This window comes from Bradyrhizobium sp. B117, assembly GCF_038969555.1.
Lineage (GTDB): Bacteria > Pseudomonadota > Alphaproteobacteria > Rhizobiales > Xanthobacteraceae > Bradyrhizobium.
The window spans coordinates 2,404,415-2,422,115 of the sequence record NZ_CP152414.1; the positions used below are offsets into that span (position 1 = coordinate 2,404,415).

The window sequence follows — 17,701 nt, forward strand, 5'->3', positions numbered from 1 at the left end:
CCTCACGCGAACCGGAAAACCACTTCGCTCGAAAACGCTTTAGAATATCAGCCGGCCTGTAAGCCGGGTTCTGTAGGGCACCGTCCGCTTGCGCGAACGATACGTGACGGCCATTCCTCTGGGACCATGTTTGCACATGGCCTCGAGCAACCTACCCGGACGGCGGGCCTGACATCGCCCCGCGGCGTTATCGCTTTCGCGAACAGCCCGCTACGCCGTCCCTATTCGGTTTTGCTCCCGGTGGGGTTTACCATGCCGGCCCCGTTGCCGGCGCCGCGGTGCGCTCTTACCGCACCTTTTCACCCTTACCTCGCCGAAGCCCCGAAGGGGCGAAGGCAGGCGGTTCGTTCTCTGTGGCACTTTCCCTGGGGTTGCCCCCGCCGGACGTTATCCGGCACCGCATGTCAAGGGAGCCCGGACTTTCCTCCCCGGCGGCCTTTCGGCACCTGCCGGAGCGGCCGTCCGGCCGACTGACGGGATTAGGCATGGAGCATTTGTGACGGTTCCGTCAAGCCGAGATCGCCGCGCACGCCGCGGCCAAATAATTTATCCTGAAGATGTCGTTTGGAGCGTGCCCCGTTCGACTGGATGTCGGCGATCCAGCCGAGCAACAGGAGTGAAGCGATGCAGTATCTGCTGCTGATCTATCGGAACGAAGCGGAATTGAGCAAGATGACCCCCGCAGACCGTCAGGCAATGTCGGCGGAGTATGGCACTTACACGCAGGCCATCGTCCAGAGCGGCCATTTCAAGGCCGGTGACGGGCTGCAGCCGACCTCGACGGCAACCACCGTGCGCGTGCGTGACGGCAAGACAATGACGACCGACGGTCCGTTCGCGGAGACCCGCGAGCAGCTCGGCGGCTATTATCTGGTCGAGGCCAAGGATCTCGACACCGCCATTGGTCTCGCCGCGCGGATCCCGGGGGCCAGGGAGGGGTCAATCGAGATCAGGCCGGTCATGATCTACAACAAGTGATCTCGCCTCGCGACATCGAGACGATCTTCCGCGACGAGGCGGGCCGGGCACTGGCCACGCTGATCCGCCTCGTCGGCGATTTCGATCTGGCCGAGGACGCGCTCCAGGAGGCCTTTGCGGTCGCGCTGGAGCGCTGGAGCCTGTGCGAGATTCCGGACAATCCACGCGCCTGGCTGGTCAATGTCGCGCGGAACAAGGCGATCGACCGCGTCCGCCGGCAGGCCGTCTTCCGCGGCAAGCAGCAGGCGCTGGTGCACGAACTCGAGCTGAATGCGCAAGGGACCGACGAGCCGCCTGCAATGCTCGACGACGACGAGCTGCGGCTGATCTTCACCTGCTGCCATCCCGCGTTCGCGCCCGAGGTGCAGGTCGCGCTGACGTTGCGCACCGTCTGCGGGCTCTCGACCGCGCAGGTCGCGCGCGCCTTTCTCGTCAGCGAGGAGGCGATGGCGCAGCGCCTCGTCCGCGCCAAGCAGAAGATCAGGCTTGCTGGCATTCCCTATGAGGTGCCCGAACGCGACACCCTGGTGCCGCGGCTCGAAGGCGTGCTCACCGTGATCTATCTGGTCTTCACCGAAGGCTATGTCGCGACCTCGGGTGCGGATCTGATGCGGCCCGATCTCGTGGTCGAAGCCATCCGGCTTGGCCGCCTGCTCGACCGGCTGATGCCGGAGCGCGCCGGCATCAAGGGCCTGCTGGCGTTGATGCTGCTGCACGATGCGCGCCGCGCCGGGCGCGAGACGGCGGCCGGCGACATCGTGCTGCTCGAGGAACAGGATCGTTCGCTGTGGAACCGCGCGCAGATCGAGGAGGGCCTGCGCCTGGTAGACGATGCGCTGCGCCTGCCCGGCCGGCCGCAGGCCTATGCGGTGCAGGCCGCGATCGCCGCGCTGCATGCGCGCGCGGCGAGTTTTGACGAGACCGACTGGCCGCAGATCGCCGGGCTCTACGAAGTGCTGCTGCGCATCAGCCCGTCGCCGGTGATCGAGCTCAACCATGCCGCGGCGGTGTCGATGGTCGACGGCCCGGCACGCGCGCTCGATCTCGTCGACGCGATCACCGCGCGCGGCGGGCTCAACGGCTATGAGCTGTTGCCGGCGGTGCGCGCCGATCTGCTGCGACGGCTGGAGCGGAAGGACGAGGCGCGCGAGGCGTATCGTCTCGCGACGGAGGCGACGCAGCTCGAGCCGCTGCGGCGGCTCTATGCGCGACGGGTGAGGGAGATGGGCTAGATGCCGAGCGCGCTTTGATAGGCGAACAGGGCGGGCGCGCCGCCGGTGTGCAGGAAAATGACATCCTCGTCGTTGCGCCAACGTCCTTGGCGGATCATCGCGATCAGGCCGGCGAGCCCCTTGCCCGAATAGACGGGATCAAGCACAAGCGCCTCGGATTGTCCTGCCAGCCGGATGGCTTCGATCGTGGCCTCGTGCGGCACCCCATAGGCTGGCCCGGCATGGCCGGCGATCACTTCGACCATGTCATCGTCGAAGCCGGCACCGAGCAGATCCGCCGCCTGCCGCGCAAGAGCCACCACATCGGAGCGGACCCGGGCGGGTGCGGCATCGATATCGATCCCGACTATTCGCGTGTCCGGCATGGCTGCGGCCGCGCCAACGACGAGACCAGCTTGCGTACCGGCACTTCCCGTGCAATGCACGATCGCGGCCGGCTTGAGGCCTGACAGCGCCGCCTGCTGCTCGATTTCGCAGATCGTCGTGGCGTAAGCGACCGCACCCAGTGCATTCGAAACGCCGTAAGGCACGAAATACGGCCGGCGTCCCTGCGTCCGGAGATCGTCGACGAGCGCGCGGATGGCGGCATTGCGATCGCCGGTCCACGGCACGTCGTGCAGCCGCGCGCCGAACAGCCGATTGAGAAAGGCGTTGCCCGAGGTCTCGTATTCCGGCGTCGGCGGCGCGAGCCGGCCGTGATAAACGGCCAGATGACAGGGGAGGCCGAGCTTGGCGGCAACTGCCGCAACCTGCCGCTGGCTGTTCGATTGCACGACGCCACCCGAGACGATCGTATCGGCGCCGTTTGAAACGGCGTCGTGCAGGACGTAGTCGAGCTTGCGCAACTTGTTGCCGCCGAATCCGAGTCCGGTCGCATCGTCGCGTTTGACCCACAGTCGCGGCCCGCCGAGATGGGCCGTCAGCCGCTTCATCGGCTCGAGTGGCGTCGGAAGATCGGCGAGGCCCAGGCGCGGAAAGGCGGCGAGGCGGTTAATCAGCACTTTGCGATCAATCTGCATCGGGTCGTTCGTCCCGCTCGGAGCCGATCGTCGGACGATAGCCCGGCGGTAGGAGTTGCAGCAGCGATCGCGCGATCACTTTCAAGCGAACTGCGGGGAAGGAAATCCTGTCGCGACGGAGCGCAAGAGCGCTACTTCGAAGCCAGCGTGGTCGCTCCGTCCGCCGGCAGGCTCGCCAGCAGCGCCTGCAAGGTCGACAGCGTCGAATGGTCCGCGACGCCATCGAGCCGCGCCGGGCGGAAATGGCGCTGGAACGCGGTGATCACTTCCATCGTCGCGGCGTCGTATTTGCCGGTCAGCGGCACGCCGTAGCCGTACTTCGCAAGGGCCTGCTGCATGCTCAGCACCGCGTCGCTGATGGTGCCGAGCATCAGGCTCTCGCCGCGCACGACCGGTGCGGGCGTCACCCAGTGACCGACGCCGGAATTGGCCAGCGAATGCCACGGAAATTTCTCGCCCGGATCCTTCTTGCGCGCGGGCGCGACGTCGGAATGGCCAAGCACGCGTTGCGACGGCACTTTTCGCCGCAGCATGATGCCGCGGCACAGCGCGATCACGGCGGCGATCTGGCGCAGCGGAAACTCCGGATAGCCCCAGTCGTGGCCGCGATTGACGATCTCGATGCCGATCGAGCAGGAATTGACGTCGTCCTCGCCGGCCCAGGACGCGACGCCGGCGTGCCAGGCGCGCTTGACCTCGGGCACGCATTGCACGATGCGGCCGTCCTCCAGCACGACGTAATGTGCCGACACCTCGGTGCCCGCCGTGCACAGCCGCGCCAGCGCGCCCTCGACGTCGGGCATGCCGGTGTAGTGCAGCACGATCATGTCCGGCTGCCGTCCCTTGTTGCGCTCGCCGTAATTGGGCGAAGGGATGATGTCGGAGACGATCGAGGAATCCGGGTCGAACGTCCGCATGTTCGCCGCGGCCTTGGGAACCGGGAGAACGCGTTGACGCTTCGAATCAGACGGTGTTGACGAACCGGACGGCATGGACAGCTCAGATCGAACGAGAGTGGGCCAAGCCCTTCTCTTTACTATTCCTTTACCCTCCGCCGTGCGCAATCGCGCGACGCGGTTAACGGATGCATTTTGGCCGGGTGTGTGGATGCAGCATCACTGCCCAGTCGCCCTACCTTACGCCCGACACCTTTTCGAGTTGTAACGGGCCGATCAACGCTTTCTTAACGCTAAGGGCCGTTACTGAGGGATGAAGAGCCGACCCGCGTCCGGAGGCGGCCAAAGCGTATTTTTGGCTCGAAATCCCATGGCTGCCCGACAAATTCCACTGGGAACTCTGGGTTTGCAGCCCGGGACGACGGGGCTCGGTAAGCATGTTGGACTGGGGCTTTGTCGTGGAACCGCCGCGACGCGGAATCATTCGAGGCGTGATGGGCTGGTTCGCCCCCGATCTGGCGTGGTCGTTCGGCAGGCGTGGCGCATGAGCACCGCTCCTCACATTCCCGTGCTCGGCCGCGAGGCGATCGATCATCTCGCGCCGCGCGCAGGCGGGATCTATGTCGATGCCACCTTCGGCGCCGGCGGTTACAGCCGCGGCATTCTCGACGTGCCGGGAACCCGACTCATTGCGATCGACCGCGACCGCACCGCGATCGCGGGCGGTGCCGAGCTGGTCGAGCGTTCCGCCGGCAGGCTGACGCTGGTCGAGGACCGGTTCTCCAACCTCGCCGAGGTCTGCGCGGCCCACGGCATTGAGGCCGTCGACGGCGTCGTGATGGATGTCGGCGTGTCCTCGATGCAGCTCGACCAGGCCGGGCGCGGCTTCTCCTTCCGTCTCGACGGTCCGCTCGACATGCGCATGGCGCAGACGGGCCCGACCGCGGCCGATGTCGTCGCGCGTGCCTCGGAAAGCGATCTCGCCGACATCATTTATCTGTTCGGCGAGGAGCGGCATTCGCGCCGCGTCGCCCGCGCCATCGTCGCTGACCGGCAGGAGACGCCGTTCACGACCACGCGCGCGCTCGCAGACCTCGTCGGCAGGGTCGTGCGTTCCAAACCCGGCGACATTCACCCGGCGACGCGGACGTTCCAGGCGCTGCGCATCTTCGTCAACGAGGAGCTCGAGGAACTCCAGACCGCGCTCGCCGCGGCCGAGCGCGTGCTCAAGCCCGGCGGCCGCCTCGTGGTGGTCTCGTTCCATTCGCTGGAAGACCGCATCGTCAAGAATTTCCTCGCCGAGCGCTCCAAGACCGGCGGCGGCTCGCGGCATCTGCCGGAAGTGGCGCAGACCGCGCCGAGTTTCCAGCTGCTGACGCGGCGTCCCGTGGTCGCCGGCGAGCAAGAAGTAGCGAACAATCCGCGCGCGCGTTCGGCAAAGCTGCGCGCCGCCGAGCGCACCTCGGCGCCCGCGCATGACGACAGCGAGCCATCGTCCTGGCCAAAGCTCTCCGACGTGATGAGGGGCGGCTAGCGCATGCGCATCATCCACCTCCTCGTCATCGGCGCGCTGATCTTCGCGGCGGCCTATGTCTACCGGATCAAGATGGACTCTACGGCGCGCACCGAGAAGGTGCTGCGGCTGCATGCGGAGATCCGCGAGCAGCGCGACGCGATCGCAGCGCTCCGCTCCGAATGGGCCAAGCTCGATGCGCCCTTGCGCCTGCAGGGCCTGTCCGAGCGGCATCTGCCGCTCAAGCCCGTCAACGGCACGCAATATGACTCCCTGAAGAACCTGCCGGAGCGACCGCCGCGGATGTTCAGGCCGGGCGAGACGGATCCGATCGGGGCCATGCTCAACACCATCGAGGCCGCGAGCGATCCTGCTAGCGTGACGGGCTCCGTGCCTCGCCCTGAGGACAAGCAATGAGCCCGGCGACGCCCGCAAAACCCATGCAAAAGACCGAGCCTTGGCGGCAGCGGCTGATCCGCAGCCTGCTCTACGGGCGCAATGTCGACCGTGCCGCGAAAGCGCGCGCGCGCGTCGGCCTTGCGATGCTTGCCTTTGCCTCGGTCTATCTCCTGATCGGCGGCCGTCTCGTGATGTTCGCGATCGGCGCCGACGCCCATGGCGCGCGCCGTGCCGCCGCGCAGGAGGTGGTCGCGACCGCACGCCCCGACATCGTCGACCGCAACGGCGCGATCCTCGCAACCGACGTCAAGGCCGCGAGCCTGTTCGGCGAGCCGCGCCGCATCATCGACAAGGACGAGGCGATCGAGCTTCTGACCGCCACCGTATCCGACCTCGACGAGGCCGAGGTGCGCGAGCGCCTGAAGACGCGCAAGGGCTTCGTCTGGCTTAAGCGCGAGGTCACGGCGAAGCAGCAGCAGGACATCCACAAGCTCGGCATTCCCGGCATCGGCTTCCTGCGCGAGAACAAGCGCGTCTATCCGACCGGCAACGAGGTCGCCCACCTCATTGGTCTCGTCAACATCGACAACCAGGGCATCGCCGGCATGGAGAAATGGCTCGACAATCAGGGCCTCGCCGATCTCCATCGCGCCGGCTTCGCCACCGACCGGCTGCAGAAGCCGATCGAGCTCTCGATCGATCTGCGCGTCGAGCACGCGCTGCGCGACGAGCTGCTGAAAGCCAAGGAGAAGTTCCACGCCAAGGCGGCGTCCGGCATCGTCTCCAACGTCAAGACCGGCGAGCTCGTCGCCATGGTCTCCCTGCCGGATTTCGACCCCAACAATCCGAAGGAAGCGCACGATCCCGACCGCATCAACCGCCTGACCACCGGCGTCTACGAGATGGGCTCGACCTTCAAGGCGTTCACGCTGGCGATGGCGCTCGATTCCGGAAAGATCAATCTGAACTCGTCGTGGGATGCGCGCGGCAATCTGCACTACGGCAAGTTCACCATCCACGACAGCCATGCGCTCGGCCGTTTCATCAACACCAAGGAAGTGTTCACCTACTCGTCCAACATCGGTGCAGCGCGGATCGCGCTCGGCCAGGGTGTCGAGGCGCACAGAGCGTTCCTCGCCAAGATGGGGCAGTTGACGCGGCTGCGTACCGAGCTGCCGGAGAGCGCGGCGCCGCTGGTGCCGCGGCGCTGGGGTGAATTGAACACGGTGACCATCGCGTTCGGCCAGGGCATCTCGGTGGCGCCGCTGCAGGCGGTGATGGGCATCAATGCGCTGGTGAACGGCGGCTACCTGATTCCGCCGACCTTCATGAAGCGTACCGAAGAGGAAGCGGCCGCGATGGCCAAGCGGGTCATCAAGCCGGAGACCAGCGACAAGATGCGGTTCCTGATGCGGCTCAATGCCGAAATCGGCACCGCCAAGACTGCCGACGTCAAGGGCTACTATGTCGGTGGCAAGACCGGCACGTCCGAGAAGGTCATCAACGGCCGCTATGCCAAGAAGCGGGTGCTGAACTCCTTCACCGCGATCATGCCCTGCGACGATCCGAAATATCAAATCCTGATCATGCTGGACGAGCCGCAGGCGATTCCCGAGACGAAGGGTTTCATCACCTCGGGCTGGAACGCGGTGCCGACCGGCGGCAAGGTGATCGAGCGGATCGCCCCGCTTCTGGGCGTCGAGCCCCGGTTCGACCTGCCGCCGTCCGACCGCCTTATTCTTGCAGCATCCAGGACAACCCAGTAATCAACTGGGGTGGCCATCGCCGGTGCTGATTCGGCTTTTCCTGACGATTCGGCTTTCCGGCGCGGCATGTCGACTGGACGACCATGAAGCTGCGTGAACTCTTAGGTCAGGACGTTCTTGGCAATGACGCCGCGATCGAGCCCGCCGTCGCGGCGCTGGATGTGACCGGCGTTGCGCTCGACAGCCGCGTGGTCGGGCCGGGCGATCTCTTCTTCGCACTCGCCGGCAGCAAGACCGATGGCGCGCGCTTCATCGACGCCGCGATTGCGGCGGGCGCGGTGGCGGTCGTGGGCGATCATGCACCGGCGGCCGGCAAGGTGCCGTTCGTGGCGGTGGCCAATCCGCGCCGCGCACTGGCGCTGGCCGCGGCACGATTCTTCCCCGCGCAGCCCGCGACGATTGCGGCGGTGACCGGCACCAGCGGCAAGACCTCGGTCGCAGCATTCACGCGCCAGATATGGGAACGGCTGGGACATGCCTCCGCCAGCATCGGCACCATCGGCCTCGTCTCGCCCAAGCGCACCGTCTACGGCTCGCTGACGACGCCCGATCCGATCGCGCTGCATCGGCAGCTCGATGAGATCGCGCGCGAGGGCGTCACGCATCTCGCCTTCGAAGCCTCCTCGCACGGTCTTGACCAATACCGCCTCGACGGCGTGCGCATCGCCGCCGGCGGCTTCACCAATCTCTCGCGCGACCACATGGATTACCATCCGACCGTCGCGCATTACCTCGCCGCAAAACTCCGCCTGTTCCGCGAACTGGTTCCACCCGGCGGAGCGGCGGTGATTTCCGCGGATCATGACTGTTCGGCGGAAGTGATCGATGCTGCGACGTCGCGCGGTCTGCGCGTGTTGGCGGTCGGTCGCAACGGTGATGGTGGTGAGGGCATTCGTCTCGTGGATGCGAAGGTCGAAGGATTTTCGCAAGTGCTCGCGATCGAACATCGCGGCAGGCGCTACGCGGTCCGGCTGCCGCTGGTCGGCGAATTCCAGATCGAGAATGCGCTGGTGTCGGCCGGCCTCGCCATCGGCACCGGCAGCGATGCAGCAAACGTGTTCGCGAGCCTCGAACATCTCGAAGGCGCCAAGGGCCGGCTCGAGCGCGTCGGTGAGCGCAACGGCGCGCCGATCTTCGTCGACTATGCGCACAAGCCCGATGCGCTGGCGAAGGCGCTGCAGGCGCTGCGGCCCTATGCGAAACGCAAGTTGATCGTGGTGTTCGGCGCCGGCGGCGATCGCGATGCCGGCAAGCGGCCGATCATGGGCGAAATCGCGGCGGAGAACGCCGACAGAATCATCATCACCGACGACAATCCGCGCAGCGAGAAGCCGGAAGCCATTCGCGCCGAAATCCTCGCCGCGGCCAAGGGCGCCCGCGAGATCGGAGACCGCGCCGCTGCGATCCGCGCCGCCATCGAGGAGCTGCAGGACGGCGATGCGCTGCTGATTGCCGGCAAGGGCCACGAGACCGGACAGATCGTCGGCGGCGAGGTGCTGCCCTTCAGTGATCACGAGGCGGTCGCCGCCGCATTGACGTCGAGGACAGCATGAGCGGGCCAATCTGGACGGTGGCCGAAGTGGCGCGCGCGCTGGGCGCCGCCGGATCGTTCCCGGACACGCCGATCGACTTCGTCACCCAGGACAGCCGCGTGGTGAAGCCGGGCAGCCTGTTCGTCGCGCTGAGCGGCACGCCGAGCGGCGGCTTCGTCTCGGCCTTCGCCAGCGCGCGCGACGGCTGGGAGTTTGCCGACAAGGCGGAAGCTTCGGGCGCGGTGGCGATGATCGTGCCGCACGAGATCGCCGGCATCCGCATTCCCCAGATCGTCGTGAAGGACACGCTGATCGACGGCCTCTGGGGCCTCGCGCGCGCCGCACGCGCGCGCTTCAATGGGCCGGTGATCGGGCTCACCGGCAGCGCCGGCAAGACCAGCACCAAGGAATTCCTGGCGGCCTATCCCAATGCCTATGCGAGCCCGGCGAGCTTCAACAATTTCTGGGGCGTGCCGCTGACGCTGTGCAACGCGCGGCCCGATGCCAGCCTCTGGGTCGTCGAGATGGGCATGAACCAGACCGGCGAGATCGCGCGGCTCAGCGAGCTCACGCGGCCGACGGTTGCGCTCGTCGTCAACGTCCAGCCGGTGCATCTGGAGAAGCTCGGCTCGCTCGAAGCCATCCGCCGCGAGAAGGTGTCGATCGCGCTTGGCCTGCCCGAGGACGGCGTGCTGGTGCTGCCCGCCGGGCTCAAGGCGTCCGAATGGAAGGGCAAGGTGGTGCGCTTCGGCGAGCATGCCGAGGTGCACGAGGTCGCGCACGCGCCGCATGGCGAGAGCTGGCAGATCGTCGCCATGATCGGCAAGAAGGAGATCGCCTTCAGCCTTACGCCGGGCGCGCCGCACCGCGTGCACAATGCGCTCGCCGCGCTCGCTGCGATCCGCGCCGCGAATCTCGATGCGGCGACGCTCGCGATCAAGCTCGACCGGGTCGGCATCATGACCGGTCGCGGGGTCGAGCAAATGGTCGGCGGCGTCACGGTGATCGACGACAGCTTCAACGGCAATCCGGCCAGCGTCGCTGCTGCGCTGCAAAGCCTGCAGGCGCGCAGCATGAGCGGCGGCCGGCGCATTGCGGTGCTCGGCGACATGCTCGAACTGGGCGATGACGCAGCTCGCTATCACACCGGCCTGGCCGAGCATCTCGAAGGCATCGACGGCGTCTATTGCGTCGGCCCCTTGATGCACCACCTCTACGAGCTGCTGCCGGTAGGAAAAGACCTCGGCTGGCACGACGATCCCGCCACGCTGCAACCGGGCGCGGTCGCAAGCCTGCTGAAGGCAGGCGATGTCGTGGTTGTCAAGGGCAGCAAGAAGATGTTCTGGGTCAACAAGTTTGTGCCGGGCCTAGTGGCCGCCTTGCAGGCAAAGGCGTAAACTGCTTGGAAGGCGCTGTTCCCGAATCCCACCTTTTGCGGCGCGGATCGTTTGCCCAGAGGGTCGCCCGACCCCATGACGAAGACCAGCGAATGCGCGTGAGGCCCAGGTGAAGGGCCGAGAACAAGGTCAAGACCGCGTGCGAAAGGCCCCATAGGACCGTCTGAATGTTTTACTGGCTGATCGAGCTCTCCAACACATTTCCGAGCTTCGGTGCGGTGCGCACCGTCCTGAACGTCTTCCGTTACATCACCTTCCGAACCGGCGGCGCCATCGTCACGGGCGCGCTGTTCGTGTTCCTGTTCGGGCCCTGGATCATCGACCATTTGCGCATCCGCCAGGGCAAGGGCCAGCCGATCCGCACCGACGGCCCGCAATCGCATCTCAGCAAGAAGGGCACGCCCACCATGGGCGGGCTGATGATCCTGTCCGGCCTCACGGTCGGCACCGTGCTGTGGGCCAATCCGCTCAACCCCTATGTCTGGATCGTGCTGGCCGTGACGCTCGGCTTCGGCTTCGTCGGCTTCTATGACGACTACCTCAAGGTGACCAAGCAGACCACGACAGGGTTCGGCGGCAAGCTGCGCCTGCTGATCGAGGCGGCGATCGCGCTGGTCGCCTGCTACGCCCTGGTGCGGCTGAACCGCGATCCCGCGTCGACTGCGCTGACGATTCCGTTCCTGAAGGACACCGTGCTGCATTTCGGCTGGTTCTTCGTCATCTTCGGCGCCTTCGTCATCGTCGGCGCCGGCAATGCGGTGAACCTCACCGACGGTCTCGACGGCCTCGCCATCGTTCCCGTGATGATCGCGACCGCGAGCTTTGCGATGATCGCCTATCTCGCCGGCAACGCCGTGTTCGCCGACTATCTCCAGATCAAATATGTCGCGGGCACCGGCGAGCTCGCGGTGCTCTGCGGCGCGCTGCTCGGCGCCGGGCTCGGCTTCCTCTGGTTCAATGCCCCACCAGCTTCGATCTTCATGGGCGACACCGGCTCGCTCGCGCTCGGCGGCATGCTGGGCGCCATCGCGGTCGCGGTGAAGCACGAGATCGTGCTCGCGGTGATCGGCGGGCTGTTCGTGCTGGAGGCGGTCTCCGTCATCGTGCAGGTGGTGTCGTTCAAGCTCACCGGGAAACGCATCTTCCGGATGGCGCCGATCCATCACCATTTCGAGCAGCTCGGCTGGACTGAGCCGCAGATCGTGATCCGGTTCTGGATCATCTCGGTGATGCTGGCGCTCGCCGGTCTGTCGACCCTGAAGCTGCGTTGATGGTCGCGGTGACTCAATCTTGCTGTCATTCCGGGGCTCGCGAAGCGAGAACCCGGAATCTCGAGATTCCACATTGCGCAATTGCGCAATGGGGTTCGACGCTGTCGCGTCGCCCCGGAATGACAGAGGCTTAGTCATGATCCCCGTCACGTCCTTCGCCGGCAAGACGGTCGCAGTGTTCGGCCTCGGCGGCTCGGGGCTCGCCTCCTGCCACGCCTTGAAGGCGGGCGGCGCCGAGGTGATCGCCGCCGACGACAATGCCGAGAATGTCGCCAAGGCGGCGCAGGCCGGTTTCATCACCGCGGACTTGCGCAACGTGTCCTGGGCGAATTTCGCCGCGCTGGTGCTCGCGCCGGGCGTGCCGCTGACCCATCCGGTGCCGCACTGGAGCGTGCTGAAGGCGCGCGAGGCCGGTGTCGAGGTGATCGGCGACATCGAGCTGTTCTGCCGCGAGCGCCGCCGCCATGCGCCGAACGCCCCGTTCGTCGCCATCACCGGCACCAACGGCAAGTCGACCACGACCGCGCTGATCGCGCATCTGACCAAGGTCGCCGGCTACGACACCCAGATGGGCGGCAATATCGGCACCGCGATCCTGTCGCTGGAGCCGCCGCGCATGGGCCGCGTCCACGTCATCGAGATGTCGTCTTACCAGATCGACCTCACGCCCTCGCTCGATCCCTCCGTCGGCATTCTGCTCAATGTCAGCGAGGACCACATCGACCGTCATGGCACCATCGAACATTACGCTGCGGTGAAGGAGCGTCTCGTTGCCGGTGTGCAGGCGGATGGCACCTCGATCGTCGGCGTCGATGACGGCTATTGCCGCGACATTGCCGACCGGCTCGACCGCGCCGGCAAGAACGTCGTGCGCATCTCCGTCAGGAATCCGCTGGCGAGCGGCATCCATGTCGAGCATGGCACCATCGTGCGCACCTCGGGCGGCGCGCGCAGCGAGGTCGCAAAGCTCGGCGGCATCGGCTCGCTGCGCGGCCAGCATAATGCGCAGAACGCGGCCTGCGCGGCCGCTGCCGCGCTCGCGATGGGCATCAGCCTCGATGTCCTGCAGAACGGGCTGCGCAGCTTTCCCGGCCTTGCGCACCGCATGGAGCAGGTCGGCCGCCGCGGCAACGTGCTGTTCGTCAACGACTCCAAGGGCACCAACGCGGATGCGACAGCGCATGCGCTGTCATCCTTTTCGGACATCTTCTGGATCGCCGGCGGCAAGGCGAAGGCGGGCGGCATCACGAGCCTGACCGGATATTTCCCGCGCATCCGCAAAGCCTATCTGATCGGCGAGGCCGCGCAGGAGTTTTCGGGAACGCTCGGCTCCGTCCCGCATGAGATCAGCCAGACCCTCGATGTCGCCGTCGAGCACGCCGCGCGCGATGCCGAAGCATCCGGCCTCACGGATGCCGTCGTGCTGCTCTCACCCGCCTGCGCCTCCTTCGACCAGTACCGCAACTTCGAGATCCGCGGCACCAAGTTCCGCGAGCTGGTACAGGCACTGCCGGGTGTGAAGCCGGTGGTGTGAGGCGCGTAGGATGGGTAGAGCGAAGCGAAACCCATCGCTCCAGCGAAATTGATGGGTTTCGCTTCGCTCTACCCATCCTACAATTCCAATCTTCCGCATTTCCTTAACCCTGCGGTAACCAACCTCGGCGACCAATGGACGGACCTCTGTCCGAAAGCGGCCGCCCATGCTCTCCCGTGAAGAACGCACCCCCTTTTCCGAGTGGTGGTGGACCGTCGACAAGCCGCTGATGGGCGCCATCCTGGCGTTGATGCTCACCGGGGTGATCCTGTCGCTGGCGGCGAGCCCGCCGGTTGCGACCCGCATCGGGCTCGATCCCTTCCATTTCTTCAGCCGCCACGTGATGTTCCTCCTCCCGTCCTGCCTGGTGCTGCTCGGGGTGTCCTTCCTGTCGCCGCGGTCGATACGCCGCTCGGCGCTGATCATCTTCAGCGTCAGCATCATCCTGATCGTGGTGACGCTCGCGATCGGTCCCGAGGTGAAGGGCTCGCGGCGCTGGATCACGCTGCTCGGCGTCAACATCCAGGCCTCCGAGATCGCAAAGCCGTCCTTCGTCGTCATCGCCGCCTGGCTGTTCGCGGAATCGACCAAGCGGCCGGAGATGCCGGCGACCTCGATGGCGCTGGTGCTACTGCTGATGCTGGTGTCGCTCCTGGTGATGGAGCCCGACTTCGGCCAGACCATGCTGATCCTGATGGTGTGGGGCTCGCTGTTCTTCATCGCGGGCATGCGCATGATCTGGGTGTTCGGCCTTGCGGGCGCCGCCGCCGCCGGCCTGTTCAGCGCCTATCTATTTGTTCCGCACGTGGCAGGACGCATCAAGCGCTTCATGAACCCGGCCTCCGGCGACACCTTCCAGGTCGATACTGCCATGGAGGCCTTCTACAACGGCGGCTGGTTCGGCCTTGGACCGGGCGAGGGCATTGCCAAGCGCAGCCTGCCGGACAGCCACACCGACTTCGTGTTCGCGGTCGCCGCCGAAGAGTTCGGCATCATCCTGTGCCTTGCGATGCTGGCGCTGTTCGCCTTCGTCGTCATCCGCACGCTGTCGCGCGCCTATGCCAATGAGGACATGTTCTCGCGCTTTGCCGCGTCAGGCCTTGCGATCCTGTTCGGCGTGCAGGCGGCGATCAACATGTCGGTGAACCTCCAGCTCATCCCCGCCAAAGGCATGACGCTGCCGTTCATCTCCTACGGCGGTTCCTCGATCGTGTCGCTCGCCTACGGCGTCGGCATGATGCTCGCGCTGACGCGGCTGCGCCCGCGCACCGAGGTCGAGGCCAGCGGCCGCGCCGAGGCGATGCGCAGCTACGCCTAACAGGTATCGTGTCCCGGACCAGCGCAGCGAAGCGGAGCGCAGAGCCGGGACCCAGAAATGTGGCAGCCATGGGCCCCGGTTCAGCAGCCCACCACGCCGCAAGATGCGGCGCGCTGCGCTGCGCCCGGGGCACGTGCACCGTGTAGCTGGCTCGCAATGACGAAAAAGTCCTTGTAAGACTATTTGCCATGGACACCTCCCCCCTGATTCTTCTCGCCGCGGGCGGCACCGGCGGCCATCTGTTTCCGGCCGAGGCGCTCGGCGTCGAGTTGATCCGGCGCGGCTTTCGCGTCCGTCTCGTCACCGACGAGCGCGCGCTGCGCTATAGCGGGCTGTTCAGCAAGGACATGATCGACGTCGTGGCCAGCGAGACCGCGCGCGGCCGCAATCCGTTGCAGCTTGCTTATGCCGGCCTCACCCTCGCCACCGGGACGCTGTCCGCGTATCGCCTGATCAAGCGGCTGAAGCCGGTCGCCGTCGTCGGCTTCGGCGGCTATCCGACGCTGCCGCCGCTGGTCGCTGCGAAGCTCGCGGGCGTGCCCGGCATCATCCACGACGCCAACGCCGTGCTCGGCCGCGCCAACCGGTTCCTGTCGAGTCGTGTCCGCGCCATCGCAACGTCCTTGCCCGGCGTGCTCGATCGCGATCCGGCCCTGGCGGGCAAGACCACGACGGTCGGCACGCCGATGCGGCCGGCGATCCTCGTCGCAGCCGCCGTGCCGTATGTCGCGCCTGAACCAAACGGCCCGCTGCGGCTGCTCGTCGTCGGCGGTAGCCAGGGCGCGCGCATCATGGCCGACATTGTGCCCAGAGCGATCGAACGGCTGGAGTCGTCATCGTGGAGCCGGCTGATCCTGACCCAGCAGGTGCGCGACGAGGACATGACCCGCGTGCGCGCGGTCTACGACAAGTTGAAGATCAAGGCGGAGCTCGCACCGTTCTTCACCGATCTGCCGGCGCGGCTTGCATCCAACCATCTGGTGGTGTCGCGCTCCGGCGCCGGCACCGTGGCCGAGCTCGCCGCGATCGGCCGGCCCTCGATCCTGGTGCCGCTGCCGGGCTCGATCGACCAGGACCAGTTCGCCAATGCCGGCGTGCTGGCCAAGGTCGACGGCGCGATCCGCATCCCCCAGACCGAGTTCACCTCGGACCGTCTCGCCTCCGAGATCTCCGCCTTCGCCGCCGAGCCCGCGCGCCTTGCCGTCATGGCGGCCGCGGCGAAAGGGGCGGGCCGGCTCGATGCCGCCGAGCGGCTGGCCGATCTGGTGGTCAAAGTCGCTGGAATCTGACGCCTGTTCCGCCCCGGAATGGCCAAAAAAGCCCCTTGTCATGCCCCGCGAAAGCGGGGCATCCAGTATACGACGCAGCTGATTTGAATCTCTGGCGTTGCGGAATACTGGATCGTCCGCCTTCGCGGACGATGACCCCAAGGAAACCATATGAGACTGCCGCGCGAGATCGGACCCATCCACTTCGTCGGGATCGGCGGGATCGGCATGAGCGGCATCGCCGAGGTGCTGGTCAATCTCGGTTATACCGTGCAGGGTTCGGACGCCTCCGACAATTACAATCTCGATCGCCTGCGCAAGAAGGGCGCGAAGGTCTCGGTCGGCCACAAGGCCGAGAATGTCGATGGCGCCGAGGTCGTCGTCGTCTCCACCGCGATCAAGCGCGACAATCCGGAACTGATGGCGGCGCGCGAGCGGCGCATTCCCGTGGTGCGCCGTGCCGAGATGCTAGCCGAGTTGATGCGTCTGAAGAGCTGCGTCGCGATCGCCGGCACCCACGGCAAGACCACCACGACCACGATGGTCGCGACCCTGCTCGATGCCGGCGGGCTCGATCCGACCGTGATCAACGGCGGCATCATCAACGCCTACGGCTCCAACGCGCGTCTCGGCGCCGGCGACTGGATGGTGGTGGAAGCCGACGAGAGCGACGGCACGTTTTTGAAGCTGCCGACCGATGTGGCAATCGTCACCAATGTCGACCCCGAACATCTCGACCACTTCAAGACGTTCGACGCCGTGCAGGACGCGTTCCGAAACTTCGTCGAGAACGTGCCATTCTACGGCTTTGCCGTGATGTGCATCGATCATCCCGTCGTCCAGACTCTCGTCGGCAAGATCGAGGATCGCCGCATCATCACCTATGGCGAAAACCCGCAGGCCGATGCACGGCTGCTCGACCTGACGCCAATGGGCGGCGGCTCCAAATTCAAGGTTGCGTTTCGAGATCGCAAGACCGGCGCGGTGCATGAGATCGCAGATCTCATGCTGCCGATGCCAGGCCGTCACAATGCCTCCAACGCCACGGCTGCGATTGCGGTCGCGCGCGAGCTCGGTGTCTCCGATGACGCGATCCGGAAGGCAATCGCCGGCTTCGGCGGCGTCAAGCGCCGCTTCACCAAAACAGGTGAATGGAACGGCGTCACCGTGATCGACGATTACGGTCATCACCCGGTCGAGATCGCAGCCGTGCTGAAGGCGGCGCGGGAATCCACCAACGGCAAGATCGTCGCCGTGGTGCAGCCGCATCGCTACACCCGCCTGCAATCGCTGTTCGAGGAATTTTGCACCTGCTTCAACGATGCGGATGCGGTGGTCGTTGCCGACGTCTATGCCGCGGGCGAGGCGCCGATCGAGGGCGTCGATCGCGATCATTTCGTCTCCGGTCTGCGCGCGCATGGGCACCGCGAGGTGGTGCCCCTGCCGGCAGCGTCGGAGCTCGCGGGTATCGTCAAGGGATTGGCGAAGTCGGGCGATCTCGTCGTGTGCCTGGGCGCCGGCAACATCACCCAATGGGCGTATGCATTGCCGGACCAGTTGAAGGCGCTGGGGTAGGGT

General features: G+C 66.2%; 14 protein-coding genes and 1 other RNA gene. 12 read left to right on the forward strand and 3 right to left on the reverse strand.

The window, feature by feature from the left end; all coding sequences use genetic code 11:
- Nucleotides 1-43: 43 nt before the first annotated feature.
- Nucleotides 44-474, reverse strand: an RNA gene (gene rnpB / locus AAFG16_RS11725) — RNase P RNA component class A.
- Between the two features lie 150 nt (nt 475-624).
- Between rnpB and AAFG16_RS11730 the strand changes: the two genes are divergently transcribed.
- Nucleotides 625-978 carry a YciI family protein gene (locus tag AAFG16_RS11730; RefSeq protein WP_342739225.1) on the forward strand — a complete coding sequence of 118 codons (354 nt, stop codon included), beginning with the start codon at nt 625-627 and terminating at the stop codon, nt 976-978.
- Nucleotides 978-2,210, forward strand: coding sequence for an RNA polymerase sigma factor (locus AAFG16_RS11735; RefSeq protein WP_342740894.1), 1,233 nt, complete (start codon nt 978-980; stop codon nt 2,208-2,210). Before AAFG16_RS11730 ends, AAFG16_RS11735 begins: the two co-directional genes overlap by 1 nt.
- Here the strand turns inward: AAFG16_RS11735 and AAFG16_RS11740 are convergent.
- Together AAFG16_RS11740 and AAFG16_RS11745 are read right to left on the reverse strand one after the other, a co-directional pair.
- Nucleotides 2,207-3,229 carry a D-cysteine desulfhydrase family protein gene (locus AAFG16_RS11740; RefSeq protein WP_342739226.1) on the reverse strand — a complete coding sequence of 341 codons (1,023 nt, stop codon included), beginning with the start codon at nt 3,227-3,229 and terminating at the stop codon, nt 2,207-2,209. The genes AAFG16_RS11735 and AAFG16_RS11740 overlap by 4 nt on opposite strands.
- Nucleotides 3,230-3,360: 131 nt before the next feature.
- A complete protein-coding gene (locus tag AAFG16_RS11745; protein ID WP_283084689.1) occupies nt 3,361-4,221 on the reverse strand; it encodes an N-acetylmuramoyl-L-alanine amidase in 861 nt (286 codons plus the stop codon).
- A 448-nt stretch (nt 4,222-4,669) separates the two neighbouring features.
- Here AAFG16_RS11745 and rsmH point away from each other — a divergent pair, with 448 nt between their 5' ends.
- The 10 genes from rsmH to murC all read left to right on the forward strand — a co-directional run bounded on the left by rsmH (nt 4,670) and on the right by murC (nt 17,698).
- Nucleotides 4,670-5,659: a 16S rRNA (cytosine(1402)-N(4))-methyltransferase RsmH gene (rsmH, locus tag AAFG16_RS11750; protein ID WP_283084690.1), complete on the forward strand. Its 990-nt coding sequence runs from the start codon at nt 4,670-4,672 to the stop codon at nt 5,657-5,659.
- A gap of 3 nt (nt 5,660-5,662) precedes the next feature.
- Nucleotides 5,663-6,055, forward strand: a complete 393-nt coding sequence (locus AAFG16_RS11755) for a hypothetical protein (RefSeq protein ID WP_283084691.1) — start codon at nt 5,663-5,665, stop codon at nt 6,053-6,055.
- Nucleotides 6,052-7,803 (forward strand): penicillin-binding protein 2, encoded by a 1,752-nt coding sequence (locus AAFG16_RS11760; RefSeq protein ID WP_283084692.1) that lies wholly within the window; start codon nt 6,052-6,054, stop codon nt 7,801-7,803. Before AAFG16_RS11755 ends, AAFG16_RS11760 begins: the two co-directional genes overlap by 4 nt.
- Before the next feature lie 83 nt (nt 7,804-7,886).
- Complete coding sequence (locus AAFG16_RS11765; RefSeq protein ID WP_342739227.1) at nt 7,887-9,356, forward strand: UDP-N-acetylmuramoyl-L-alanyl-D-glutamate--2,6-diaminopimelate ligase; 1,470 nt, start codon at nt 7,887-7,889, stop codon at nt 9,354-9,356.
- Nucleotides 9,353-10,732, forward strand: a complete 1,380-nt coding sequence (gene murF / locus AAFG16_RS11770; protein WP_342739228.1) for a UDP-N-acetylmuramoyl-tripeptide--D-alanyl-D-alanine ligase — start codon at nt 9,353-9,355, stop codon at nt 10,730-10,732. The genes AAFG16_RS11765 and murF overlap by 4 nt, the downstream gene beginning before the upstream one ends.
- Nucleotides 10,733-10,899: 167 nt before the next feature.
- Nucleotides 10,900-12,003 carry a phospho-N-acetylmuramoyl-pentapeptide-transferase gene (gene mraY, locus AAFG16_RS11775; protein WP_342739229.1) on the forward strand — a complete coding sequence of 368 codons (1,104 nt, stop codon included), beginning with the start codon at nt 10,900-10,902 and terminating at the stop codon, nt 12,001-12,003.
- Between the two features lie 136 nt (nt 12,004-12,139).
- Nucleotides 12,140-13,537: a UDP-N-acetylmuramoyl-L-alanine--D-glutamate ligase gene (murD, locus tag AAFG16_RS11780; protein WP_342739230.1), complete on the forward strand. Its 1,398-nt coding sequence runs from the start codon at nt 12,140-12,142 to the stop codon at nt 13,535-13,537.
- A gap of 166 nt (nt 13,538-13,703) precedes the next feature.
- Nucleotides 13,704-14,855 carry a putative lipid II flippase FtsW gene (gene ftsW / locus AAFG16_RS11785; protein WP_342739231.1) on the forward strand — a complete coding sequence of 384 codons (1,152 nt, stop codon included), beginning with the start codon at nt 13,704-13,706 and terminating at the stop codon, nt 14,853-14,855.
- Nucleotides 14,856-15,043: 188 nt separating this feature from the next.
- The gene (murG, locus tag AAFG16_RS11790) at nt 15,044-16,144 is read left to right on the forward strand and encodes an undecaprenyldiphospho-muramoylpentapeptide beta-N-acetylglucosaminyltransferase (protein WP_342739232.1); all 1,101 of its coding nucleotides are present in this window, start codon (nt 15,044-15,046) and stop codon (nt 16,142-16,144) included.
- Nucleotides 16,145-16,294: 150 nt separating this feature from the next.
- Entirely contained in the window at nt 16,295-17,698 is a 1,404-nt protein-coding gene (gene murC / locus AAFG16_RS11795; protein WP_342739233.1) for a UDP-N-acetylmuramate--L-alanine ligase, read from the forward strand.
- Nucleotides 17,699-17,701: the final 3 nt, after the last annotated feature.

Bases quoted from the DNA above. Each gene is read 5' to 3' on its own strand.
- AAFG16_RS11730 (WP_342739225.1), top strand. From the start codon at position 625: ATGCAGTATCTGCTGCTGATCTATCGGAACGAAGCGGAATTGAGCAAG.
- AAFG16_RS11740 (WP_342739226.1), bottom strand. From the start codon at position 3,229: ATGCAGATTGATCGCAAAGTGCTGATTAACCGCCTCGCCGCCTTTCCG.
- AAFG16_RS11745 (WP_283084689.1), bottom strand. From the start codon at position 4,221: ATGCCGTCCGGTTCGTCAACACCGTCTGATTCGAAGCGTCAACGCGTT.
- rsmH (WP_283084690.1), top strand. From the start codon at position 4,670: ATGAGCACCGCTCCTCACATTCCCGTGCTCGGCCGCGAGGCGATCGAT.
- AAFG16_RS11755 (WP_283084691.1), top strand. From the start codon at position 5,663: ATGCGCATCATCCACCTCCTCGTCATCGGCGCGCTGATCTTCGCGGCG.
- AAFG16_RS11760 (WP_283084692.1), top strand. From the start codon at position 6,052: ATGAGCCCGGCGACGCCCGCAAAACCCATGCAAAAGACCGAGCCTTGG.
- AAFG16_RS11765 (WP_342739227.1), top strand. From the start codon at position 7,887: ATGAAGCTGCGTGAACTCTTAGGTCAGGACGTTCTTGGCAATGACGCC.
- murF (WP_342739228.1), top strand. From the start codon at position 9,353: ATGAGCGGGCCAATCTGGACGGTGGCCGAAGTGGCGCGCGCGCTGGGC.
- mraY (WP_342739229.1), top strand. From the start codon at position 10,900: ATGTTTTACTGGCTGATCGAGCTCTCCAACACATTTCCGAGCTTCGGT.
- murD (WP_342739230.1), top strand. From the start codon at position 12,140: ATGATCCCCGTCACGTCCTTCGCCGGCAAGACGGTCGCAGTGTTCGGC.
- ftsW (WP_342739231.1), top strand. From the start codon at position 13,704: ATGCTCTCCCGTGAAGAACGCACCCCCTTTTCCGAGTGGTGGTGGACC.
- murG (WP_342739232.1), top strand. From the start codon at position 15,044: ATGGACACCTCCCCCCTGATTCTTCTCGCCGCGGGCGGCACCGGCGGC.
- murC (WP_342739233.1), top strand. From the start codon at position 16,295: ATGAGACTGCCGCGCGAGATCGGACCCATCCACTTCGTCGGGATCGGC.